The sequence below is a fragment of the uncultured Moraxella sp. genome, from assembly GCF_945873075.1.
GTDB lineage: Bacteria > Pseudomonadota > Gammaproteobacteria > Pseudomonadales > Moraxellaceae > Moraxella.
This window is the reverse complement of record NZ_CAMCBS010000013.1, coordinates 26,445-50,471: the sequence shown is the minus strand read 5'-3', so window position 1 is coordinate 50,471 and position 24,027 is coordinate 26,445. Positions and strand designations below refer to the sequence as shown.

Below are 24,027 nucleotides of genomic sequence, written 5' to 3'. Positions count from 1 at the left end.
CAATTTAGCTTTGGTGATGATTATCATCTTACTTCAAAAACAGCTGATAGCCCACATTGTCCGTCAAATTATCACATTCATAACCAATCTCGGTGAGTGCGTCTAGGATTTGGCGGCTGCTGCCTTTGGATGCTTGTAAGCCAACCATGATACGACCTTCGGCGGCACCGTGATTGCGATAGTGAAATAGGGTGATGTTAAAATCTTGACCCAGTTTTTCAAGGAAATTAAGCAATGCCCCTGGGCGTTCTGGGAAAATCACACGGAACAACTGCTCATCGTCGAGATTGGCATGACCGCCAATCAGATAGCGGATATGGGTTTTTGATGTTTCATCATCGGTCAAGTCATGAGCGGTGTAGCCACCTTTGGCCAGGATATCGCTGATGATGGCACGCTCTTTTTGACCTTCTTTAAGCCCGATACCGACGAACACATGAGCGGGGGCGGTGGGGTTCAAAGCATCGACACGATAGTTAAACTCGGTGATGTTGCGACCTTGTAGCACACGACAAAAATCCAAAAACGCCCCTGTTTTTTCGGGTAATGCCACCGCAAAAATCGCTTCTTTTTGTTCGCCAATCTCGGTACGCTCGGCGATGTAGCGTAGGCGGTCAAAGTTCATGTTCGCCCCTGAGACGATGGCGACGCAGTTTTTGCCCGTGATGCCGTGCGTGCTTAGGTATTTTTTCATCCCTGCCACAGACAATGCCCCTGCGGTCTCGACGATGGCACGATTTTCTTCAAAGACATCTTTGATGGCGGCACAGATTTCGTCATTGGTACAGGTGATGATATCGGGCTCAACGACCGTGCCTGAGCCGTCTGATTTCATCATTTTGGCGACTTCAAAGGGCTTTTCGCCGATTTGAGCGACTGCCACGCCATCGGCAAAGAGTGAGACCTGTGGTAAGCGAACTCGTTCGCCTGCTTCTAGAGCGGCTTTTAGGCAGGCTGCGCCTTCAGGCTCGACGGCGACGACCTTGATGTGTGGGGCGACTTCACCCAAAAATGCCGCCACGCCTGCGACCAAACCACCACCACCGACAGCGACAAAGACATAATCAATCTCACGCCATTGTGAAGTCAGCTCAAGCCCAATCGTGCCTTGACCTGCGATAACCAGCTCATCATCATAAGGGGCGATGTAGGTTAGTCCGTCGGTTTGGGATTTGTTGATGGCAAAGCGGTTGGCTTCATCAAAGCTATCGCCATGCAGATGTACCGCACCACCAAGTGCCTTGACCGCTTGGACTTTGATATCAGGCGTGGTAGTTGGCATGACGATGAGATTATTAATCCCAAGTCGGGCGGCAGAATAGGCGACGCCTTGTGCGTGGTTACCTGCGGATGCACAGATGACGCCTTTGGCTTTTTCGTCGTCGGATAATTGGCTGATTTTGTTATACGCACCACGCAATTTAAAGCTAAATACAGGCTGTAAGTCTTCACGCTTGATACGAATATCGTTATGAAAGCGTTTGGAGAGCTTAACGGCAGGCTCTAGCGGTGTGCGGACAGCGACATCATAGACGGTGGCTTGTAGGATGGCACGAACATAAGGGGTGAGCATGGGGTTTTCCTAATCAATAATATTTCTTCAATTGTTCAATGGCGGGGTGTTTTTTTGCCGATTTCACCATAAAAATAGCGTTTGGCAATGTCTTCATCAGAATTTGACGAGCCCATGATTTAGCTTCTTTTTGATCTGATATGATTAAGCGCCAATTCTTTGAATGCTTGTTTGTCAATTTTTGGATCAATATTATCCATAAAAGACTTATCTTTTTCTGACAAAACAACACCTTCAATAGCGTTATTTGCTCGTGCAAATGCTCTTAAAAACTTAATATCAGTCAATTGATTGTGGGTTTTTGTCGCCATGATAATTCCTTTTTGAAACAATAATCGGCTATGACAAATCTATTCATCATAGCCGATTATTAATCATCTTAATACTATGACAAATCAAGCATCCAACTGTGCCATCACATCATCGCTAAAATTGACATTGGTATAAACTTCTTGGACATCGTCCAAATCTTCGAGCATATCAATCATCTTCAGCACTTTTTGGGCGTCATCGATGTTGTCAATATCCGCTGTGGTACTTGGTGACATGGTGACTTCCATGTTATCTGGCTTTAACTCTGCTGCTAGTAGTGCATCGACCACCGCACCAAAGGCAGTAGGGCTTGTGATGACAAGTAGGCTCTCGCCATCGTTTTCGATGTCGTCAGCACCTGCTTCTAGGGCGACTTCCATCACGCTGTCTTCTAGTGAGATATCATTGAACACAATCTCGCCACGCTTGCTAAATAGATAAGCGACCGAGCCTGATGTACCAAGGTTGCCACCGTGTTTGCTAAAGGCATGACGCACTTCACCGACCGTGCGATTGACATTATCCGTCATGGTCTCAACGATGACTGCCACACCGCCGACGCCATAGCCTTCGTAGGTGATTTCTTGGACATTGTCGCCTTCGCCGCCGCCTTGACCACGTTCAATGGCACGCTTGATGACATCTTTGGTCATGTTGGCGGCGTTGGCTTTTTCAAGTACCGCGCGCAGGCGTGGGTTGTTGGCAGGATCAGGGTCACCGCCTTTTGACGCTGAGACGATTTCACGGATGATTTTGGTGAAAATCTTGCCTTTTGCGGCGTCTTGTTTGGCTTTACGATGTTTGATGTTCGCCCATTTACTATGACCTGCCATAATGCACCTTTTAACAATAACCCAAGCATTTGGGATAAAAATTGAACAAAATTAAGAAAAATAACTGTGTATTATACGCAATCTTGGGCGTATTTTCTACTGCTTTGCTATTTTGAAGTTGGTTTTTCTGAATTTTGGGGCGTGGTATCGACTTTTGCGATGACCGACATTCCAGGCCGCAGCTGATCAAGCTTGGGCTGATTGGGCCTAATGTCGATGCGTACTGAGATGCGCTGGACGACTTTGGTAAAGTTGCCTGTGGCGTTGTCCGTCTTGATGACGCTAAACTCTGAGCCTGTAGCAGGTGAGATGCTATTCACCACGCCTGTAAAGGTTTCGCCGCCCAAAGCGTCCACGCTAAAGGTCGCAGGCTGACCGATGTGTATACGATTAAGTTGTGTTTCTTTAAAATTGGCGATCACCCAAGTGTCTTTTGGGATGATGTACATAAGCTGTGTGCCAGTGCTGACAAATTGCCCGCTGCGTACGCTAACTTGACCAAGCTGTCCTGAGATCGGCGCCACCACTTCACTATACTGACGATAGGTCTTGGCCTGTTGAGCGGATGCGGTAGCGCTTTTGACCTGTGCTTCAAGCCCAGTGCGAGCAACTTCGGCGGTTTTAAGCGCTTGCGTGGCGGCATCAGCAGATGCTTTGGCTTGATTGATGGCGGCTTCGCTGGACTTAAGATTGGCACGAGCGTTATCGATTTCAGCTTGTGAGACGGCGCCGATATCGACCAGTTTTAGCAAGCGATTTAGCTGCGATTTGGCAAGCTCGTACTGCGTTTGCGCTTGTTTTATCTGTGCATTGGCGACTTTGATGTCGGCTTTACGCTGCTCGATAACTTGTTGCTGATTGTTCAGATTGGTCTGTGCTTGGGTGATACCAGACTCGGCCTGTACAACCTGCTGGTCATAATTGGCGGTGTTGATACGCATCAGCACTTGACCGGCTTTGACAGTGTCAAAATCCTTGACAAGCACTTCATTGACATAGCCATTGATCTGAGATGATAAAATGGTGGAATTACCCCGCACATAGGCGTTATCCGTTTGCTCGCTGTTTGAGACGAAAGGTGGGATTTCCCATACCCATAAAATGACTGCCACACCCACCAAAAATACCAATGACATGATAAAAATCGTCGATTTTTTGGCGGCGATGAGCTTGGGTGTCTCGGCAGTAGGTTTTTGGATGGATGCTTCCTTACCTGTGGCATCGGTGGTAGTATCGGTATTTTGCTGATCTTGACTCATGTATTTCTCCGAAAATTATTGTTATTTTTGACCGATGGGTAGTGGATTTTTCTTTAAATATCGCTTGACAATGATCATCTGAGCAAAGCCCCAAATGATGCCTGCCAACGCCAAATAAAAATTAAAGCGAATTACATCACTAAAGGCGAGTACTGTCGCTTCACGGTTGATGACTTGATTGAGCGTCGTGGTGGCTTGCTGACTGGTCAAGTTGCTGTCGGTGAGTGTAGGGCGATAGCTGGCTTGATACTGAGCAAGTCTGAGCGTGGACTGTGGATCATTTGATGGCATATCATTTAGTATTGCTTGACGATGCACCTGAAATTGCTGCTGCTGATAAGTTGAATAAAACGATGAACCAAGCAAACCGCCGAAATTTTGGCTGGCGGTAAATAAGATAATTAGCATGGCAATATGATTGGGGCTTTTAAGCATCGCTTTGACGAAGCCGACCAATAGCATCGGACCGATAAACATACCGCCAGCACAGCCGATGAGAAATTGACTAAGATAAAAATTCTGCGGACGGACATCACTGGTCAAATTGGCATCAACATAACTGGCAATGGCAATGAGTGCACCTGCGCTCAGCAGCTGTATGAACACCGTCTTTGGCGAAAAAGTCATCGCACTGACCATGCCACCGACAAAAGTCCCAGCGACGATGATGGCGTATAAGCCGACAAACTGATCGCTACCCATGCCCATATTTCTAAGGAAGTTCACCGTCGCCCAAGACTGCTCCGCCATCAAAAATCGTAGCAGAATCGATGCCATCAAAAATCGCAATAAGCCAATCGTGGTCAGCCAGCGTGTATCCACCAGTGGTAGGCGGCGATGATGCTCAATAAAAAATGCCAACATCAACGCACCAAAGCCAAAGATGAGCCAATAAGCAAGCATTGGGTCATTTTGCCACCAGACGATAGGGCCTTGTACTAGCACACCTGCCAAAGCACCAAAACCTGCCGTCAGCAGGACAAAAGCCACGATGTCGCCTTGATTAAACACTTGTATGCGCACGCCGCGAGGCAGCTTTAGCATCATCACCATCGCAAAACAACACAGCGTCAATCCAAACTCAAAGCTATACAGCCGACCCCAGTTATCCGCTGACAGCAGATACGGTGAGATGACCCAAGCGAGCGGTACGCCAAGCTGACCTGCCGCCATCGCAAAGTACAATGAGTGTAGCTTATACTGCTTTTTGACGCCTTGCATGATATAAAACAGTCCAAGCGTCGAGAGCGTCCCACCGGCAAAGCCGCTCAAGCCACGCACCAGTAGTGCTAGCTCATAGCTGTGAGTGAGTAGATGCAGACCTGTCACCACCAAAAATGCAAACAACGACACTTCAGTAAACCAGCGAATACCTTGCTGCTGCCGTGCCTTGTACGCAAGAATGCTTGAGCTCATACTGCCGATGACATAGGCGGCAGGAAACCAAGCGGCTTGCGTCGTCGTCAGCCCGTATTCCCCTTGTATATAAGGCAAATTGGCGGTAGTAAAGCCATTGCCCATACCGCCTGCGATGGTCACGAACATCCCGATGATAAAATACAATATGGCGATCGGACGAGCGTGGGCGATGCTAGCAGGTGAGCCTGGCAGCGCAGGCCGCTCATCGGCGGTCCAGTTAGGCGGCTTTTCAAGATAATTTGGTGTTTGCATTGGTTGTTATTATTATTTGAGTATCGCCAAACTATACGACCGCCATCTTGGCTGGTCAAGTTGAATTGATGACTTGGGCGTGCAGCTATGATGTCTACCAGCAAGTTGAAGGATTTAATCAAACAACCCAGAATACCAATCAATAAAGCTGCGCACCGCAGGAATGGCGCCACGATTTTTGTAATAGAGCATCGAGACAGTTTTGCTTTCCATTTCCCAATCTTCAAGCACGTGCACCAGCTCTGGGTGGCGCTGTGCGCTTTCGATGGTCATCTTGCCGATGCCAAGTCCTTGAAAAATCAGTGGATCGACAGCGGTAAAGTCATTACAGCCGATGAACGGATGGGGGTTGATTTTAATTTCTTGATCGCCTTGATAAAATTGCCAAGGCAGGCTGAGCGTCTGAGCGATGACTCGATGATCGTATAGGTCATTTGGGGTTTTGGGCGCGCCAAATTTTTCGATATAACTGCGTGTAGCGAAGATGCCAAATCGCATCTTAAGCCAGCGTTTGGCGACGACATTGTCATTATCGATTGAGCCAACACGAATGGCGATGTCGATGCCATCTTGGATCATATTGACTTTTTGTTGGCTAAGATTGATGTCAATCATCACATCAGGGTACTCGGTCAGATAGTCATTGAGATACGGAATGACATAGCGATGGGCGATATCGACAGGGGCGGAGATGCGCAGCAGCCCGCTGGGTTTTTCAAGTCCATTTTGGATGCTTTGGATGGCGGCATCGGCTTCTTCGAGCATATTTTGGGCGTGGATAAAAAACTGATCACCAAGCTCATTGAGACTCACGCCTTTTTTGCCACGGTTGATCAGCTGTGTGCCAAGTGCGCTCTCAAGCTGCGTCAAGCGGCGACTGAGCCGAGAAACAGGCACACCCGTCAAATCAGAAGCGGCACTTAGGCTACCTGCTTGGACAACAGAAACAAACAGGCGGATATCATCAAGGCTAATATGGCTCATGGCGATGACTTCTTTTGATAAAAATTTGATAAAACTGTCATAAACTATTATATAAGATAGTAATAGTATGTACAATGCAAATAGTCATCTTTCTAAAATTGAAAAGATGACTTCTAAAAGTGTACCTTGTTCAATGATCAAAATCAATTAAAATAAAGCCAAAAGCAATTATCAAACCGCATTTGGTAATCTGCATTATCCATCAAAAGTTAAATTATTGTAGAGGTGATCATGAACAAGTCAGTACAACACAGCGCACATCCGATGCAGGATTTGGTCTTGTTATTCACTCGGGTGATTGTCGGTTATATGTTTTTGGTTCATGGTACCGTCAAATTATTCGCTTTTCCGCTGTCGATGACCAATGGCAAGCCTGCTGTTGAGTGGCTGTCTTTGATGGGGCTTGGTGGTGCGCTTGAGTTGATCGGTGGTGTGTTGCTAATTTTGGGGTTATTTACCCGTATCAATGCTTTTATTATGGCGGGCATGATGGCGGTGGCGTATTTTTATTTCCATTCAGGATTTGATTTGATCCTAAACCCCATTGTCAATAAAGGCGAAGCGGCGGCACTGTACTGCATGGTGTTTTTGATTTATTGGGTGATTGGTGCTGGTAAATATTCATTGGATGCCAAATTGTTTAAATAACGCTGAATCGCCGGTATTGACTGGCGATTTTTTTGACTCACCATTCTATATTTAATGTATGATTTGATGGCAGCATCACTTGCACTGATCCAAAAAGTTCATCATAATGAGTTCATGATAAAAATTATCCAACCATAATACAAACAGGGAGAAAGCTATGACAATCAAAAAAGTCACCATACTCGGCGCAGGCGTACTTGGTGCACAGATCGCTTTTCAGGCGGCGTATGCAGGCTTTGAAGTGGTCAGCTATGACATCAATGATGATGCGCTTGCCGCTGCTGCCAAGCGATTTGAGACCTTGCAAGGCGTGTACCAAGAGCAAGTCGGCGCAACCACCGATCAGCTGTCACAGACGATGGCACGCCTAAGCCAAAGTAGTGATCTGATTGACGCAGTCGGTGCTGCCGATCTGATCATCGAAGCGGTGCCTGAGAATCTCGATCTCAAAAAGCAAATCTGGGCGCAGGTGGGTGCGGCAGCGCCTGATCATACTATCTTTTTGACCAACACATCAACGCTGCTGCCAAGTAGCTTTGCGGACAGTACGGGTGCGCCTGAGCGATTTTTGGCACTGCATTTTGCCAATAATATCTGGGTGCAGAACATCGTGGAAGTCATGGGTACTACCCAAACTGATGCCAAGTATGTCAGCTTAACTGAGCAGTTTGCCAAAGATATGGGCATGGATCCTGTGGTGCTCAATAAAGAGCAGCCACGCTATATCATGAATAGCCTGCTGGTGCCATTGCTTGATGCAGCCAGCCGTCTGTATGCCAATGAAGTAGCGTCACCGCATCAAATTGACAAGGTTTGGAAAAAAGCGACTCGCTCGCCTAAGGGCCCGTTTGAGATCATGGACATCGTGGGTCTGCGTACCGTCTATGCCATCCACTCTGCCAATGCCGAACGCACCGGCGATGCACTTGAGCGACAATTCACCCAAAAACTCAAAGCCGAATACATCGATCAAGGCAAAACAGGCAAGGAGTCCGGTCAAGGCTTTTATGATTATGATGCCAATGGCAATGCCATCTTGGATGACTAAACCGAATGTTTATGCCGCTTTATAATTGGCATTTGGCGTCATCTAAGTAGGCGTGGCAAAAGCTGTGGCATTTGGCTATCATCGCAGTTGTTATTATTATCCTTGGCATAACCCTCACACAGTCATCGTAAAAACGGGATTGTGGTGATTTTTATGAAGCATCTGCCATGAGATGCTAAGCTAAATGGCATCGGCAAGCCGGGGACTGTCTTAGGCTATATTTGCAAATTTGCAAAATATCATTGTTAAATCCCATCTTGTTGCAAAAATGGTAATCATGGATAATATGCTCATCAACTTAATACAGTGAGTAAAATTATGAAAACCATTTATCATGCCTCCGATAGCCGTGGCATTGCCAATCATGGCTGGCTAAACAGTCGCCATACTTTTAGCTTTGCTGAGTATTATAATCCTGAGCGGATGCACTTTGGTGTACTTCGTGTGATTAATGATGACACGGTTGCAGGTGGTCAGGGCTTTGGCACGCATCCGCATAATGATATGGAGATTATCTCTATTCCGCTTGAAGGTGATTTGGCGCACCGTGATAGCATGGGCAATGGCGGTGTGATTCGTCAAGGCGACATTCAGGTGATGAGCGCAGGGACAGGCATTCGCCACAGTGAGATGAATGCCAATGCTGACCGTGCGGTGAAGTTTTTACAAATTTGGGTCTTAACTCGTAAAAATGGCGTAGAACCCCGTTATCAACAAATCCGCATCGCCGACAGTGCCATGCCAAATGACTTTCAACAAATCCTATCGCCAAATCCTGATGATGCAGGCGTGTGGATTCATCAAGATGCGTGGTTTAGCCTAGCAGAGTTTACCGATGGTACGGCTAAGCGTTATGATGTTAAGCGTGATGGTAATGGCGTGTATGTATTTGTCATCAAAGGCAGTGCCAAAATCGGTGAAATTGTACTCAATGAGCGAGACGGCTTGGGCGTGTGGGATACCGATGGCTTTGATGTGACTGCGATTGGCGATAGTCAGATTCTGCTGATGGATGTGCCGATGGATTTACACAGTGCCACCAATCAATAATTGAGCTGTGTAGCAAGCCATCTTTGCAAATTTGCAAAATTAAATTGTTTAAACTCGGCTTGTTGTGGCAGACAAATTCATGGATAATAAACCCATGACAAGGCAAGTATCGACAGATCAACGCCGATGAATCCAACCATGACAAATTCAAGTCAAAAAAGAAGGAAAATTCTTATGACCAAACAAGTTGCCGTATTGATTGGTAGTGCTAGCACAACATCATTCAACCACCTAGCGGTGAAACATCTACAACAAATCGCCCCTGCGTCAATTCAGCTAAATATCGTAGAAATTGGCGATTTGCCCCTATATGACCGTGACCTAGACAGCCAAGATGTGCCACAGTACACTCGTGTGCGTGAAGCGGTAAAAGCGGCTGATGCGGTGATTTGGGTGACACCTGAGCATAATGGTAGCTATTCTGCGATGCTAAAAAACGCCATCGATGTGGTATCACGCCCAGCAGGTCAAAGCCTATGGATTGGTAAGCCGCTAGGTCTGGTGAGTGTCAATGCAGGTGGTAGCAACCGTGCCGTAGATGCGCTGCGTACAGTGGCGGCGAGTGCTTATATCAGTATGCCTGTTGCGCCATTTGCAGCGGCGGTCGGTGGTATCTTTGCCGGTGCGTTCAATGAACAAGGCGAACTGGTTTCTGAACAAGCCAAAGGCACGCTACAAGGCTTTATCAATAGCTTTGCTGAATTTGTTGCAAAATTCTAATTGGCTCGATACAACGCAACACCAAAGTGTCTGACAGACCTAAACCATCCATGAATTATGGATGGTTTTTTTGCGCAACTGTTGCTATTCATTCGTGATGATTTAGGCTAAAATATAGCATCTTTTGTTACTTTGCTCGATTTATGCAACCAACTCACCACAAAACCCATTCGCTCAAAGAACGGATTCATGTCATCATCGAGGGCACAGACACGCCTGCGGGCAAGCTGTTTGATGTCTGTATTTTGGTGGCGATTATTACCAGTGTCTTTGTGGTGATGCTCGATAGCGTGCTTGAGCTACGCATTGCTTATGGTCGCTATTTTGCGGTGACAGAATGGCTATTTACCATTTTATTCACCATCGAATACGCCTTACGTCTGTATTCATCGCCCAATCGCCGCGCCTATGCGTTTAGCTTTTTTGGGGTGGTGGATTTGCTTGCGCTATTGCCGACTTATTTGAGCCTGTTTTTTGTGGGTACGCATTATCTGCTGGTGGTGCGTATTTTGCGGATTTTGCGGATTTTTCGGGTATTTCGCCTAAAATCGTATATGCAGCAGGCGGGGTTTTTGGCGGCGGCGTTCAAGACCAGTCAGCACAAGATTACCGTATTTTTCTTATCTTTATTGCTACTTGTCACCATCTTTGGGGCGGTGCTGTATGTGGTCGAAGGCCCAAAGCATGGCTTTACAAGTATCCCTAAGTCCATCTATTGGGCGGTCGTGACGCTCACCACTGTCGGCTATGGCGATATTTCGCCCAAGACACCGCTTGGTCAGGCGATTGCAAGTATGGTGATGATTACCGGTTATGCCATCATTGCCGTGCCGACGGGGATTTTTACCGCTGAGCTGACCCGCACCATGCGCCCACAGCTACAGCCAGTCTCTTGTCCCAACTGTGGTAAATTTGGCCATGCGACCAATGCCAAATACTGCGACCGCTGCGGTCATGATTTGCACGTATAAACACGTATAAATTAGTGATAGATAAAATTGCCCCAAGCGCACACTTGGGGCAATTTGTTTGGGTAAGCAGCAGACTTAGAACTGATAAGTCGCTGAGATACCAAAGTTGCGACCAGGGGCGGTATAGCGAGCAAAGCCATAACCATCAGCACCCACCATCTGATTGGTGTTGGTGGTATTGAACATTCTTAGGGTTTCCCATGGGATATATTTGGTGTTGGTTAGGTTATAGACACCAGCATTGACGATGAATTGTTTGTTTTGACCAAATTTTTTGGTGCCATAAATATCCACAACCATCGCACCTTTGCTCTTATCGGCGTATTTGTAGGTATCTACATACTCATCATAGCCTGTGATGGCGGTGGCGGTTTTGGTATAACTGCCTGTGGCGCTGTCATAACGATAACCATAATAGTCACAATAGCCATAAGCGGCAATATCACTTGGGCAAGTGGTTGTGGTGACGGTTTCGATAGGTGTAACTTCAATGGATTTGGTGTCTTTGGCTTTTTTGGCGGCGATACCACGCACACGAGCGTGCAGTGACCAGTCTTCATTGGGTGAAATATAATCAGCACCGACAATCAGCGTCGCAGGCACGGATGCCAATGTATTAATGGTCGCCACCGAGCCATCATCGAGCGTGACTTTGGCACTGTCACGAGCGGTATGATAATCTGCTGAGACGCTCAAGCGACCTTTGGTGTTGAGCCAATTAGACAGGTCGGCTTTTGCGCCTAAGCGTACGCCATAGATTTTGGCGGTGTCAAGATTGGTGGACTGTAGGCAAGTGCTGCGACTATCACAGCCGTTGGTATCACCTTGCCAAAAACGAGTATGGATAAAATCATCATACTGCGTCAAATAACCGGATGCGCTTAGGCTGACATCATCATTCACCGTCCATTTGAGTTCAAGCTCTTGGTTGAGTGATTTTTCGGGTTTGAGTGCATAGTTTGGCACTTGGCGAATGCCCATGCCTTCAAAGTTACTATAAATCTGCGATACCGTCGGCGCTAAAAATCCCGTGCCAATCTTATAACGAGCATCAAGCTTATCAGCGATGACTTCATAATCAAAGCCAGCATTCCAAGTCAGATGATGAAATTTGCTTTGTGCCAAGCCATTGCCTGAGCGATACAGTTGGCAGTAGATGGTGGTGTTTGAGCTGTTATTGCAGACGTCATTATTACGAGTGATTTCGCTAAGCCCATTGACATCATCTTGGAAATACGGTGAATAATTAAAATTATCATATCGAAGCCCCGCCAAAGCACGCAGGCGGTCATTTAGGCGTACACTGTCGGTCAGCGTGATGCTGTAGTTGGTCTTGTCGGCATCAGGGAAGGCATACGATAGATGGTCCTTGATGTATGAGCTATTAGATAGATAAGTCGCTGAGCTTGTGTAGTCGTGCTTGGCGTATTTGGCATCTAGGCTAAGCTTATGTTCACCAAATTTACCAAGGTCAAACGGCACGGATTTTAGGCTTAGGCTGACTTGGTCAGTCACTGTCTGAGTGGGGCGATATTCACGGTTGGATAGGGTGACATTGTCTTTGTTTAGGACAAGTTCTTTGCCATAATAATCACACAGATACTGCGAGACGCTCGGGTCAGAGCAAGTAAATTCACGACGATACACCCAAGTATCTGCAAGACCTAGCACATCACTGTGTGTATAATCCACGCTTAGCGTATCCAGTGCAGAGCTGTTATCAGGTTGGTAGCGATAGTTTGCGCCATAGCTTTTGAGCTCTTCGACATCGTGAGCGCGGCGAGTGGTGTTACCTGTGCGTGAGCCTGTGCTGTTGATGCTTTCGACATTGATGTCATTTTCGGTGCGTTGGTACATACCATGTACGCCAAAGCGGTGTTCGTCGGTTGGTGAGAAATACAGCTTGGCAAGCACACTTTCACGGTCGAACGCCATCGGATTGGGATAAATCAGTGATGCGGTATCATAAGCTGATGGCATCTCTTCTTCGCTAAATAGATATTCAGGGTTGATGCGAGCATAGTCAGCACGGCGCATGGCGTGGTTCTTGGTTTCGCTACCTTGACGATAGCTGTAGTTGAGCAGACCCTGTGCACGGCCGTGGTCAAATGCCAAGCCTGTGGCAATCAGCTTTTCGCTATTTTTGCTGTTGTAGCCGATTTTGGCATAGCCACCAGCGGTATCATCGCCTTGGAGTATGTCGCTTGGCTCTTTGGTCAGATAAGCCACCGAGCCACCGACTGCGCCTGAGCCTGATGCCAAGCTGTCAGCACCTGCGGTGATACGCACGCTATTCATCATCTCAAGGTCAGGGCTAAAGCGACCTTCGTACATATAGCCATATGGCGAAAAAATCTCATTGCTCTCCACATCAGGCAAAGGCACGCCATCAATATTCATCGCAACACGGTTGCCATCGACACCACGAATGGCAAAGCCCTTATTGCCATAGCGACCTACTTCGGCGACATCTACTTCGGTATTGTAGCGTACCAAATCTTTGGCGTCTTGGATGTTTTGGCCATCAAGCATATCTCGATTGACCACCGCTTGCCCAACTTGGGCAGGGGCGGTGCGGTTGATGATAATTTCGTCGCTCTCAAGCACGACGGTTGGTGTGGCGCTTTGGGTTTCGGCTTGTTCGCCATCATTGGCAACTGCCTGTGTGGACATGGCAAGCAGTACGGATAAGCTAAGTACCGATAATGCTGATGGATGGGTATGGATTGTCATGGTCATCATCCTTATTGGTTCATAAACAAACAAATCATGCAAATGTTGCGCTATTATAAATCAGTCCAGTTATTTTGTAAATAAGAATCACTATCATTACTATTTGTATTATTGAATGATTATCGATTAAACAATAGCATTTGCCATGAACATGGCGTTTGGGTCAATTTATGATACAATTTGTCAAGAAATCTTGAGATGGATTTGGATAATTATGACACTACAACAGCTTTGGCGATATGCGCCGATGACCATTGTACTGATTGCAAGCTTTGTGCTGATGACGCTATATCAGATGATGGCAGGCGTGAGTATCGATGCGCAGACGAATGCTGATTTGATACGCTTTGGGGCGGATTTTGTGCTACTTAGCATGAATGATGAGCCGTGGCGACTGCTGACGAGTGCGTTTTTGCACATTGGGCTGATGCATTTGTTGTTCAATAGCTTTGCGATGTACTTTTTTGGGCAAGTGGTCGAAGTCATCACAGGCTCGGTGCGATTTTTGGTGCTGTTTGGCTTGTCGGTGGTGGGTGGCAATCTGTTGTCCAATTATCAATCATGGCAAGCCATCCTAGCAGGCGAGCTACCCACCATCTCGGCAGGGGCGTCGGGTGGTATTATGGGTATGGGGGCGTTTTTGCTTGTGCTTGCACTAACGAAAGCGCCCATCGGCATTCAGCTAAATACCAAAAGCCTAGCCATCGTCATGGGGCTTAATATCATCATGGGCTTTGCCATCGCAGGGATTGATAATGCAGGGCATATCGGTGGAATGCTGACAGGGGCGGTGCTTGGCGTGGCGTTGAGTGCGGAGCGTCGGCTGACGCATCGACTGGGGCATTTTCCGTATTTTTGGGCGACGGCGATGCTGCTTGCGCTTGGCTTTATGGGCTTTTGGTGGGTGCTACAAGGTGAAGTGGTAGCAAGGTTGTAGCATGGTTTTATCAAGCAATGGCGCTAATTGACTTATTGAATTGATTAAGATATATTTTAGGATTGAAACTGATTTATTAACAGTAATGGAGTTTTGTATGTTGAAAAAAGTCGCAACTGGATTTTTGGTTTGACTTTGTGTGCAAGTGCATCAGCAGGTGATTGGACAAATCACTTTAGCGCTATCAAAGAAAATTGTTCACCGAGTGAGATTTGGGAATTAATTGATTCTGCACCAAAATCATTAAAAAAAGATATCATTTCATCAAAGGAATCAGAAGCTGAGCGTGGCACAGTAACCAATTATCGATTTAAAAATGCTACCTTGTTTGGTTCGCCATTTACACGTATTGAGTTTCGTGATGAATCGGCAGCGGATAGTATTACGACCATTTATTTTTCAGATACACGTTTTATGCAAGCATTACCACAGTTTTATGTCAAAGACCAGAATGGTTTGATTATGCATGCTGGAACGGAGAGATTTTGGGCATCATTGAATCCTGAAAAGAGTCATAGTGGCGGTTTAAATGCATATTCGCTAGCTAAACATATTGAGTTTCCAACAGAATCAATACCAGATTTGGGAGGATATTATCAGATGCTATTTTACCCCGTGCTAAGTTATCATTATAGTTTTCATTTCACGAAAAAGAATGGTTATTTATCCAATACTGGTGCGGCTGCATATGGGTATTTTATGAATTTTGATGAAAATCAAAAAATAATTCGATGTCAAACCCGATATTTTGGTGCGTATGATGAAGAGGTCAATGGAACTTCTGATTAATCGGTGCTGAAATCCACACAAAACCCAACGAGTTAGCCATTTAAGGTGTGATAAGTTGGGTTTTATTATTTAGCATCATCCCATATACCAGATAATTTGCTAGTTTTCACCCAATTCATAAGAAAAACCCGTATCTTAATCATTAAATCTTATATAAAAAGTTAATTTGGTTTATCATAAATTGCCATATTAATAAAACGATATTATCCAAAGTTTATCATCAAAATAATGAATGAATCGGTCAATAAATATCTGTTGGTTTTTGGTAAATACTTTGCTATGATGGCGAAGTTCATATCGACTGTTCTCAAGGATAGGCAAGTCTTTGGGACATCTCGCCCCATTCATTGATTGATACATTTTTGCCTGTTGATCGGTCGCATCGAATATTCATTCAATTTTATCAAAAAGGGGTTTGGTATGATTACCGAGCATCTGGTCGATATATCTCGGCTTCAATTTGCCGTAACTGCATTATTTCACTTCTTATTTGTGCCTTTGACGCTTGGGATGACTTGGATGCTTGTCATCATGGAAGCAGTCTATCTCACAACAGGCAAAGAGATTTGGAAAGACATGACCCGTTTTTGGGGTAAGCTGTTCGGCATCAACTTCGTTCTGGGTGTTACCACTGGTATCACGATGGAATTTCAATTCGGCACCAACTGGGCATATTATTCGCACTATGTCGGCGATGTGTTTGGTGCGCCGCTTGCCATCGAAGGCTTGATGGCGTTTTTCTTAGAATCGACAATGGTTGGTCTGTTCTTCTTTGGCTGGGAGCGTATGTCTCGCTTACAGCACTTCACCACCACACTACTGATGGCGCTGGGCACAAGCTTATCTGCGCTATGGATTTTGGTGGCGAACGGCTGGATGCAAAACCCTGTCGGCGCTGAGTTCAATTATGAAACCATGCGTATGGAGATGACAAGCTTTGCAGAAATTTTCCTAAATCCAGATGCCCAAAACAAATTCTTGCACACCGTATCAGCAGGCTATGTGACAGGGGCGATGTTCGTGCTTGGTGTGTCGGCATGGTATCTGCTTAAGGGTCGTGATATTGAATTTGCCAAGCGTAGCTTTCATGTGGCATCTGCCTTTGGCTTTGCGGCGATTTGTTCTGTCATTGTCTTGGGTGATGAGTCGGGTTATTCGATTGGTCATGCACAGCAAACCAAACTGGCTGCCATCGAAGCGATGTGGGAAACTGAGCCTGCACCAGCAAGCTTTAATATCATCGCTGGCATCAATGAAGCCGAACAAAAGAACGACTGGTCAGTGCATATCCCGTATGTGATGGGTATCATTGGTACTCGTTCATTGGACAAACAGATTCTTGGCATTCATGACATCAAAAAAATCAATGAAGAAAAAATCCGCAATGGCATCACAGCTGTCAGTCTGCTTGATACCATGCGTGCCCAAAAAGAACAAGGCATCACCATTGACCCTGCGATGATTGCACAGTTTGATGCACACAAAGAAGATTTGGGCTTTGGTTTATTGATTAAAAAATACACCAATGATGTCACTAAGGCGACGCCTGAAATGATTGCACAAGCGGTCGATGACAGTGTGCCTGCAGTGACACCGATGTTTTGGACATTCCGTGTGATGGTGGGTATGGGTATGCTGATGCTATTGCTGTTTTCTTTATGCCTATTTTTCACCATCAAAGGCAACTTTATGCAGAAAAAATGGCTGCTTAAATTTGCCGTGCTGATGATTCCTGCGCCGTGGATTGCGATTGAATCAGGTTGGTTCGTCGCCGAATATGGTCGTCAGCCGTGGACGGTATATGGCGTCTTGCCGACGCATTTATCGGTATCGAATATTAATGTTAATAGTGTGCTGATGTCATTGGCAGGGTTTGTGGCGTTTTATACCATCCTTGCTATTGTTGAGATGTATTTGATGGTGAAATATGTCAAAATTGGGCCAGCATCATTGGGTACAGGTAAATATTATGGCGAAAAAACTTCACCGCACCTAATCAACCCAACAGATGCTCATACTTCACAAAATAAAGGAGTATCGCCATGATGATACCTTTAGATTATGAAACGCTCAAACTGATTTGGTGGCTACTGGTCGGCGTACTACTGATTGGCTTTGCCATCATGGATGGTCATGATATTGGCGTGTGCTCATTGCTACCGTTTGTCGGTCAAGATGACACCGAACGCCGTGTGATTGTCAATACCATTGGCCCGCATTGGGAAGGTAACCAAGTGTGGTTCATCACCGCAGGCGGGGCGATTTTTGCGGCATTGCCTTTGGTGTATGCTACGGCGTTTAGCGGATTTTATTGGGCATTGATTGCGGCACTGTGGGCGATGTTTTTCCGTCCTGTGGGCTTTAAATACCGCAGTATGATTCATAATGACACATGGCGTAAGATTTGGGATTGGCTATTGTTTGTCGGCTCGTTTGTGCCTGCGCTGATTTTTGGTGTGGCATTTGGTAATCTACTACTTGGCGTGCCGTTCCATCTTGATAGCCATTTGGTATCGACTTATACCGGCTCATTCTTTGGACTGCTTAGCCCATTTGCACTGCTGTGTGGTCTGATTAGTGTGCTGATGCTCATCATGCATGGCGGTGTGTATTTGGCACATCGTACGGTCGATGGTATCCAAGCGCGTGCATCGACTTATGCCAAGATGGCGGCGATTGTGACTGCGGTGCTGTTTGTGGCAGCGGGCTTTTGGGTGGTGAATTTGGATGGCTATGTCATCACAAGCACCATCAATCCCAATGGCATGATTGACCCAATCAGTAAGACTGTCAGCACCGAACAAGGCGCATGGCTAAACAACTTCTACGCACATTCTGCACTGTGGGCAGTGCCTGCATTGGGCGTTGTGATGCCACTGATTACCGTTGCTTTACTAAAGCTTGGTCGCACCTTATTGGCATTTATCACATCGAGCCTAAGCCTGCTTGGGATTATCGGTACGGCAGGCGTGGCGTTGTTCCCATTTTATATGCCGTCATCGAGCGACCCACGCTCAAGCTTGACGGTGTGGGATTCAAGCTCTAGCCATTTGACTTTGTTTATCATGCTACTTGTGGTGATTTTCCTATTGCCTGTGGTGGTGACTTATACCAGCTGGGGCTATGCCATCATGCGTGGCAAGGTGACCAAAGCCTACATCAAACAAAACGAAAAATCCCTATACTAAGGAGTAACTCATGTGGTATTTTGCATGGATTTTGGGCTTGGGATTTGCGGTGTTGCTTGCAATTCTGAGCGCAGTTTGGGTGGAATTTGAAGCGTCACGCAATGAGTCGTTTGGCGAATCAGATTCGGATAAACCCTAAGCGATTTTGATAGTCGTAATTTGAAAGTCATAAAAGCACTTTGGGGCAACTCAAGGTGCTTTTTTTGTGTTTGGCAAAATGTTTAAAAAACCAATTTTGCCAAATTCTTACCAGTGATTTGCCGAAGTTTTGCAATTTTTATCATCTGATTAGCACTGTATTTGTATTGGCTAAATCAGCGTGCAAAGTCTGGTCAAAGCCTTGCAAATATTGGTATTTGTGCCAATTTTTATGCGTGGCTGACTGCCTATTTGGGCAAAATAATGCTAAAATATTAGCAATTTTTTTAGCCGTAGAATAATAATGAACAAAGCCATCCGCCCACGACGCCTGATTTTGACCGCCTTGATGATTGCGAGCATCTCGGCAGGTGTGCCTAGCGTGACCCATGCCAATTCTAGCAGTGGGGCGTTTGGCGGTTTGAGCAGTATTTTTGGCTCAAAGTCCCAAGACATCCTACCTGTGCATGAAGCATTTGGCGTGACTACGACCCAAGATGGCGAGCGTCTGACGGTGCAGTTTCGGGTGACTGATGGTTATTATATTTATCAAGATAAAATTGCGCTCAAGCTACCTGATGGCGTGGTAGCGGGGCAGTGGCAGTTTGACCAGTCGCCGAACTGGGTGGATGATCCGCAGTTTGGGCGTGTGGCGGTGTTTGAAAGTGATGTCATCGCAACAACGACCCTTGCTAGCACCCAAGCGATAACTGATACCGCCATCGGACTAAAGTGGCAGGGCTGTGCCAAAGCAGGGCTGTGCTATCCACCTGAGACCACCAATGTAGCTATATCGCTTACTGCCAATCCTGATGCCGTCAAGGCGATGCAGGCGGATACAGCCAATACCAACAACCAAGCCGACACCAAAGCAGATACACCAAATACAGCCAATTCTGCCACACAAGCCACAAGCCAAGACAATGCCAATCTATCAGCTGATATCATTGGTACAGATGGTACGGCGCTGTCATCGGCTGAGCGTTATACGCTAGATCATAGCTACACGCCAAGCCAAGCAAGTAGCAGCAATCCTGTGATGATGATTGGCTTGTTGTTTTTGGCAGGATTACTACTTGCCTTTACGCCGTGTATCTATCCGATGCTACCTATCGTCGCCAATATCGTCGCCAAGCAGCGATCAACTAGCGCCAAGCGTGGCTTTGTGCTATCCACCGCCTATGGCGTGGGCGTGGCGAGTGCTTATGGTGTCTTGGGCGCACTGATTGCATGGTTTGGGCAGGCGCTTGGGATTGCTGCATGGTTTCAAAAAACTTGGGTGCTCGCCATCGTCGCAGGGCTGTTTGTGCTGTATGCGATGATGATGTTTGGTTGGGTGCAGATTCGCTTGCCATCAGCCATCGCCAATGTCTTGCAGAACAACTCTCAGCGTGCCGATGACAAGCTTGGTAGTATCACCGGTAGCTATCTGGCAGGGATGCTCTCAGCGCTCGTAGTGTCGCCTTGTGTCTCAGCACCGATGGCAGGGGCATTGACGGCAGTGGCAGGCAGTGGCAGTGCGGTGTTTGGCTTTGTGGCATTGTTTGCACTGGGTTTGGGCTTGTCTGTGCCATTGATATTGGTGGGTGTAGCACAGGGCAAATGGATGCCAAAAGCAGGCGCATGGATGGGTAAAGTGCGTCAGTTCGGCGGTCTGATGCTGATTGGTGTGGCGCTCTTGCTTGTTGAGCGGATTTTGTTAAATTCGATGATGCTTGTGCTGTGGGCGGTGTGGTTTATGGTATTGAGCCTATGGTTTTGGCGCTTATCAAAAGTGGGCTTTCGTGTGCTATCGGTGCTATCGGCGATTTGGGCGGGCTGTCTCGTGGCGGGTGCATCGATGGGCGCAACCGATGCTTGGCGACCGCTGAACACCACTCAGAGCACTACAGGCTACACCGAGCAATACCCAGATATTAAAATCACCACGCTGTATGAGCTGGATCAAATTCTCGCCACTCGCCAAAAAGTGCTCGTCGATCTCACCGCCGACTGGTGTATCGAATGTCGCATCATGGAGCGAGAGCTATTTACCCATCGTCCTGCTGTGCTGTCTGATTATCAAGTGGTCAAGCTTGACATCACCGAGACGACCGATGAGAGCCGTGCTGTCTTAGCTCGCTATCAGCTGTTTGGGCCGCCGGCTTTGCTGATTTATCAAGAAGGCAAGCTTGAACAAGTGCTATTAGGACAAGTCAAGCGTGCGGATTTTGAGATGGCTTTGGGTAAATAAATTATCCAAATGCCGTCAAAATTCCACAAAAAAACTACCCCTTGAAAATCCCCATCGCCACCCCGATGGGGATGATTTTTATCTTTACAATATTTCCTAGAAAATTTAAATAAAAACAATAAAATCAATATCTTATAAAATTATTATACGATCACAAATCCAAATTCTTGAAAATTATCCACAGGCTATCCATATAATAATCAACCAAACATTGATAAGGATAATAACATGAATTTTGACAAATATACCCGAAGTTTACAAGACATCATCCGCAAGGCAAACGAGCTTGCCATCGCCAGTCAGCATACGGCGATTGCACCTGCGCATCTTTTGTCTGCACTCGTTGCCAATGATGCTGCCATCTCGATTTTGCAGGCGAGCGGTGCACGACTTGATGTGCTTGATGAGCAGATTAACACATTGCTATCGCACCAAGCTATCATCAGCTCGCCAACCGGTCAAATTGGACTTAGTCCCGATGCCGCCCGAGTGCTACAGGCCACCGAACAATTTGCCAATAAAGCAGGTGATGAGTATGTCGCCGTCGAATGGCTATTGCTTGCGTTATTTGAAGAAAAAAGCACGCACAAAGCATTGGTGGCATCAGGCATCACTGCTGAGACCCTGCAAAACATCATTACAAAAATCCGAGGAGATGAAACCGTGAATAATCAAAACAGCGAACAAAACCGACAAGCTCTAGATAAATATACCATCAATCTGACCGACCGTGCACTACAAGGCAAGCTTGATCCTGTCATTGGCCGTGATGATGAGATCCGCCGTACCGTGCAGGTGCTGTCTCGCCGTACCAAAAATAACCCTGTGCTCATCGGTGAAGCGGGCGTGGGTAAGACTGCCATCGTCGAAGGGCTGGCTCAGCGCATCGTCAATGGCGAAGTGCCCGAGAGCCTGCGCAATAAGACCGTGCTATCGCTGGATATGGGCTCGCTGATTGCAGGGGCGAAATATCATGGCGAATTTGAAGAGCGTCTAAAAGCTGTGCTGAACGAGCTTGCCAAGCAAGACGGCAATGTGATTTTGTTCATCGATGAGCTGCATACGATGGTTGGCGCAGGCAAGACAAGCGGAGCGATGGATGCAGGCAATATGCTAAAACCTGCCCTAGCTCGTGGTGAGCTGCGCTGTGTGGGGGCGACGACTTTGGATGAATATCGCCAATATATCGAAAAAGACCCTGCACTTGAGCGTCGTTTCCAAAAAGTGCTCGTCGATGAGCCAAGCGTCGAAGATACCATCGCTATTTTGCGTGGACTCAAAGAACGCTATGAGCTACATCACGGCGTAAAAATCATGGACTCAGCCATCATCGCTGCTGCCAAGATGAGCCATCGCTACATCACTGATCGTCAGCTGCCTGACAAGGCGATTGATTTGATTGATGAAGCGGCAAGCCGTATCAAGATGGAATTAGACTCTAAGCCTGAAAGCCTTGATAAGCTGGATCGTCGTATCATTGCGCTCAAGATGCAATTAGAAGCGGTCAAAAATGAAGATGATGCCGGTGCAAAAGCGCAAGTTAAATCATTGACCGCCCAAATCGATGAAGCCCAAAAAGAGTACAGCGAGCTTGAGCAAATTTGGAAAACCGAAAAAGCACGCGTCGAGAACAGCAAACAGCTACAAGCCAAGCTTGACAATGCTCGTATCGCACTCGACAAGGCACTGCGTGAAGGTGATTATGCACGAGCATCACAGCTACAATATGGCGAGATTATCGAGCTTGAAAAAGCACTGGAGCAAGAACAGCTTGACGAGAGCGACAACGCATCAGGTGCGCCGAAGCTGCTGCGTAATAAGGTGACCGATAACGAAATCGCCGAAGTGGTCTCAGCTGCCACAGGTATTCCTGTCGCCAAGATGCTACAAGGCGAACGCAATAAATTGCTTGCGATGGAAGACATCCTGCATGAGCGAGTCATCAGCCAAAACGAAGCCGTCACCGCTGTGGCAAATGCCGTGCGTCGTAGCCGTTCGGGGCTGTCTGATCCAAATAAACCAAGTGGCTCATTCTTGTTCCTTGGCCCAACAGGTGTGGGCAAGACCGAGCTGACCAAGGCTTTGGCGAATTTCTTATTCGACTCAGAAGATGCGCTCGTGCGTATCGACATGAGTGAATTTATGGAAAAACACAGCGTCAGCCGCCTTGTTGGTGCGCCCCCGGGCTATGTCGGCTACGAAGAAGGTGGTGTCTTGACCGAAGCGGTACGCCGTAAGCCATACAGTGTGGTGCTGTTCGATGAAGTTGAAAAGGCGCATCCTGATGTGTTTAACATCCTGCTGCAAGTACTCGATGATGGCCGCTTGACCGACAGCCAAGGCCGTGTGGTGAATTTCAAAAACACTGTCATCATCATGACCAGTAACCTTGGTAGTCATGCGATCCAAGAGATGGCAGGCGATGATTATGACACCATCAAATCAGCGGTGATGAGCTCGGTCAATAGCCACTTTAGACCTGAATTTATCAACCGTATTGATGAGATCGTGGTGTTCCACAGTCTAGGTCAAGCACAGATGGCAGGCATTGCCGAGATTCAGCTGGATCGCTTGCGTGCTCGCCTAAAAGAGCGTGAGCTAGGACTGGTGATAAGTGATGAGGCGATGACGCATTTGGTTGAGATTGGCTATGATCCTGTGTTTGGCGCACGACCGCTTAAGCGAGCCATTCAGCAAGAGATCGAAAACCCATTGGCACAGCTACTGCTATCAGGCGAATTTGTCGCAGGCGATGTCATCAGCGTTGAGTGGGTGGATGATAAATTTGCGTTTAATAAGTTGCGTTATAGCTAACTTTTCTACAAGTGTATTCACTACCATGCATCAAGCATGACAAAGTGCACACCAAACCAAACCGCTTATCCTATAATGATGGGGTAGGCGGTTTTTTCATGGATAAATTCATCGCTTTTTTGGCAA

General features: G+C 46.8%; 19 protein-coding genes. 12 read left to right on the top strand and 7 right to left on the bottom strand.

Annotated elements, in window-relative coordinates:
* Positions 1-28 precede the first annotated feature (28 nt).
* The 6 genes from ilvA to Q0N89_RS05905 form a co-directional block, all read right to left on the bottom strand.
* Complete coding sequence (ilvA, locus tag Q0N89_RS05930) at positions 29-1,573, bottom strand: threonine ammonia-lyase, biosynthetic (RefSeq protein WP_294034389.1); 1,545 nt, start codon at positions 1,571-1,573, stop codon at positions 29-31.
* 119 nt (positions 1,574-1,692) lie between these two features.
* Entirely contained in the window at positions 1,693-1,884 is a 192-nt protein-coding gene (locus Q0N89_RS05925; protein ID WP_294034387.1) for a hypothetical protein, read from the bottom strand.
* A gap of 84 nt (positions 1,885-1,968) precedes the next feature.
* A complete protein-coding gene (locus Q0N89_RS05920) occupies positions 1,969-2,718 on the bottom strand; it encodes a YebC/PmpR family DNA-binding transcriptional regulator (RefSeq protein ID WP_294034385.1) in 750 nt (249 codons plus the stop codon).
* A 107-nt stretch (positions 2,719-2,825) separates the two neighbouring features.
* Entirely contained in the window at positions 2,826-3,977 is a 1,152-nt protein-coding gene (locus Q0N89_RS05915) for an HlyD family secretion protein (protein WP_294034383.1), read from the bottom strand.
* 21 nt (positions 3,978-3,998) lie between these two features.
* Entirely contained in the window at positions 3,999-5,648 is a 1,650-nt protein-coding gene (locus tag Q0N89_RS05910; RefSeq protein ID WP_294034381.1) for an MFS transporter, read from the bottom strand.
* Between the two features lie 114 nt (positions 5,649-5,762).
* Positions 5,763-6,632 (bottom strand): LysR family transcriptional regulator, encoded by an 870-nt coding sequence (locus Q0N89_RS05905; protein ID WP_294034379.1) that lies wholly within the window; start codon positions 6,630-6,632, stop codon positions 5,763-5,765.
* A 231-nt stretch (positions 6,633-6,863) separates the two neighbouring features.
* Between Q0N89_RS05905 and Q0N89_RS05900 the strand changes: the two genes are divergently transcribed.
* From Q0N89_RS05900 to Q0N89_RS05880, 5 genes are all read left to right on the top strand, one after another.
* Complete coding sequence (locus tag Q0N89_RS05900) at positions 6,864-7,280, top strand: DoxX family protein (protein WP_294034377.1); 417 nt, start codon at positions 6,864-6,866, stop codon at positions 7,278-7,280.
* Between the two features lie 157 nt (positions 7,281-7,437).
* The gene (locus tag Q0N89_RS05895) at positions 7,438-8,328 is read left to right on the top strand and encodes a 3-hydroxyacyl-CoA dehydrogenase (RefSeq protein ID WP_294034375.1); all 891 of its coding nucleotides are present in this window, start codon (positions 7,438-7,440) and stop codon (positions 8,326-8,328) included.
* A 318-nt stretch (positions 8,329-8,646) separates the two neighbouring features.
* Entirely contained in the window at positions 8,647-9,378 is a 732-nt protein-coding gene (locus Q0N89_RS05890; RefSeq protein WP_294034373.1) for a pirin family protein, read from the top strand.
* Positions 9,379-9,552: 174 nt separating this feature from the next.
* A complete protein-coding gene (locus Q0N89_RS05885) occupies positions 9,553-10,098 on the top strand; it encodes an NADPH-dependent FMN reductase (protein ID WP_294034371.1) in 546 nt (181 codons plus the stop codon).
* A 143-nt stretch (positions 10,099-10,241) separates the two neighbouring features.
* Entirely contained in the window at positions 10,242-11,069 is an 828-nt protein-coding gene (locus Q0N89_RS05880; protein ID WP_294034369.1) for an ion transporter, read from the top strand.
* 75 nt (positions 11,070-11,144) lie between these two features.
* Here Q0N89_RS05880 and Q0N89_RS05875 read toward each other — a convergent pair whose 3' ends face one another.
* The gene (locus tag Q0N89_RS05875) at positions 11,145-13,802 is read right to left on the bottom strand and encodes a TonB-dependent hemoglobin/transferrin/lactoferrin family receptor (protein WP_294034368.1); all 2,658 of its coding nucleotides are present in this window, start codon (positions 13,800-13,802) and stop codon (positions 11,145-11,147) included.
* A gap of 214 nt (positions 13,803-14,016) precedes the next feature.
* On the opposite strand from Q0N89_RS05875, the gene Q0N89_RS05870 reads away from it, so the two are divergent.
* The 7 genes from Q0N89_RS05870 (at position 14,017) to clpB (ending at position 23,901) form a co-directional block, all read left to right on the top strand.
* Entirely contained in the window at positions 14,017-14,739 is a 723-nt protein-coding gene (locus Q0N89_RS05870; protein ID WP_294034366.1) for a rhomboid family intramembrane serine protease, read from the top strand.
* Between the two features lie 93 nt (positions 14,740-14,832).
* Positions 14,833-15,528, top strand: a complete 696-nt coding sequence (locus Q0N89_RS05865; protein WP_294034363.1) for a hypothetical protein — start codon at positions 14,833-14,835, stop codon at positions 15,526-15,528.
* Positions 15,529-15,948: 420 nt separating this feature from the next.
* Positions 15,949-17,574, top strand: coding sequence for a cytochrome ubiquinol oxidase subunit I (locus tag Q0N89_RS05860; RefSeq protein WP_294034360.1), 1,626 nt, complete (start codon positions 15,949-15,951; stop codon positions 17,572-17,574).
* The gene (cydB, locus tag Q0N89_RS05855) at positions 17,571-18,716 is read left to right on the top strand and encodes a cytochrome d ubiquinol oxidase subunit II (RefSeq protein ID WP_294034358.1); all 1,146 of its coding nucleotides are present in this window, start codon (positions 17,571-17,573) and stop codon (positions 18,714-18,716) included. Before Q0N89_RS05860 ends, cydB begins: the two co-directional genes overlap by 4 nt.
* 10 nt (positions 18,717-18,726) lie before the next feature.
* Complete coding sequence (gene cydX, locus Q0N89_RS05850; protein WP_294034356.1) at positions 18,727-18,855, top strand: cytochrome bd-I oxidase subunit CydX; 129 nt, start codon at positions 18,727-18,729, stop codon at positions 18,853-18,855.
* 303 nt (positions 18,856-19,158) lie between these two features.
* Positions 19,159-21,087 carry a protein-disulfide reductase DsbD gene (dsbD, locus tag Q0N89_RS05845; protein WP_294034354.1) on the top strand — a complete coding sequence of 643 codons (1,929 nt, stop codon included), beginning with the start codon at positions 19,159-19,161 and terminating at the stop codon, positions 21,085-21,087.
* A gap of 228 nt (positions 21,088-21,315) precedes the next feature.
* Positions 21,316-23,901, top strand: a complete 2,586-nt coding sequence (gene clpB, locus Q0N89_RS05840) for an ATP-dependent chaperone ClpB (protein ID WP_294034352.1) — start codon at positions 21,316-21,318, stop codon at positions 23,899-23,901.
* Positions 23,902-24,027 lie beyond the last annotated feature (126 nt).

What these genes read in the sequence shown, in the direction of transcription:
- ilvA (WP_294034389.1), bottom strand. Translation starts at nt 1,573, where the DNA reads ATGCTCACCCCTTATGTTCGTGCCATCCTACAAGCCACCGTCTATGAT.
- Q0N89_RS05925 (WP_294034387.1), bottom strand. Translation starts at nt 1,884, where the DNA reads ATGGCGACAAAAACCCACAATCAATTGACTGATATTAAGTTTTTAAGA.
- Q0N89_RS05920 (WP_294034385.1), bottom strand. Translation starts at nt 2,718, where the DNA reads ATGGCAGGTCATAGTAAATGGGCGAACATCAAACATCGTAAAGCCAAA.
- Q0N89_RS05915 (WP_294034383.1), bottom strand. Translation starts at nt 3,977, where the DNA reads ATGAGTCAAGATCAGCAAAATACCGATACTACCACCGATGCCACAGGT.
- Q0N89_RS05910 (WP_294034381.1), bottom strand. Translation starts at nt 5,648, where the DNA reads ATGCAAACACCAAATTATCTTGAAAAGCCGCCTAACTGGACCGCCGAT.
- Q0N89_RS05905 (WP_294034379.1), bottom strand. Translation starts at nt 6,632, where the DNA reads ATGAGCCATATTAGCCTTGATGATATCCGCCTGTTTGTTTCTGTTGTC.
- Q0N89_RS05900 (WP_294034377.1), top strand. Translation starts at nt 6,864, where the DNA reads ATGAACAAGTCAGTACAACACAGCGCACATCCGATGCAGGATTTGGTC.
- Q0N89_RS05895 (WP_294034375.1), top strand. Translation starts at nt 7,438, where the DNA reads ATGACAATCAAAAAAGTCACCATACTCGGCGCAGGCGTACTTGGTGCA.
- Q0N89_RS05890 (WP_294034373.1), top strand. Translation starts at nt 8,647, where the DNA reads ATGAAAACCATTTATCATGCCTCCGATAGCCGTGGCATTGCCAATCAT.
- Q0N89_RS05885 (WP_294034371.1), top strand. Translation starts at nt 9,553, where the DNA reads ATGACCAAACAAGTTGCCGTATTGATTGGTAGTGCTAGCACAACATCA.
- Q0N89_RS05880 (WP_294034369.1), top strand. Translation starts at nt 10,242, where the DNA reads ATGCAACCAACTCACCACAAAACCCATTCGCTCAAAGAACGGATTCAT.
- Q0N89_RS05875 (WP_294034368.1), bottom strand. Translation starts at nt 13,802, where the DNA reads ATGACAATCCATACCCATCCATCAGCATTATCGGTACTTAGCTTATCC.
- Q0N89_RS05870 (WP_294034366.1), top strand. Translation starts at nt 14,017, where the DNA reads ATGACACTACAACAGCTTTGGCGATATGCGCCGATGACCATTGTACTG.
- Q0N89_RS05860 (WP_294034360.1), top strand. Translation starts at nt 15,949, where the DNA reads ATGATTACCGAGCATCTGGTCGATATATCTCGGCTTCAATTTGCCGTA.
- cydB (WP_294034358.1), top strand. Translation starts at nt 17,571, where the DNA reads ATGATGATACCTTTAGATTATGAAACGCTCAAACTGATTTGGTGGCTA.
- cydX (WP_294034356.1), top strand. Translation starts at nt 18,727, where the DNA reads ATGTGGTATTTTGCATGGATTTTGGGCTTGGGATTTGCGGTGTTGCTT.
- dsbD (WP_294034354.1), top strand. Translation starts at nt 19,159, where the DNA reads ATGAACAAAGCCATCCGCCCACGACGCCTGATTTTGACCGCCTTGATG.
- clpB (WP_294034352.1), top strand. Translation starts at nt 21,316, where the DNA reads ATGAATTTTGACAAATATACCCGAAGTTTACAAGACATCATCCGCAAG.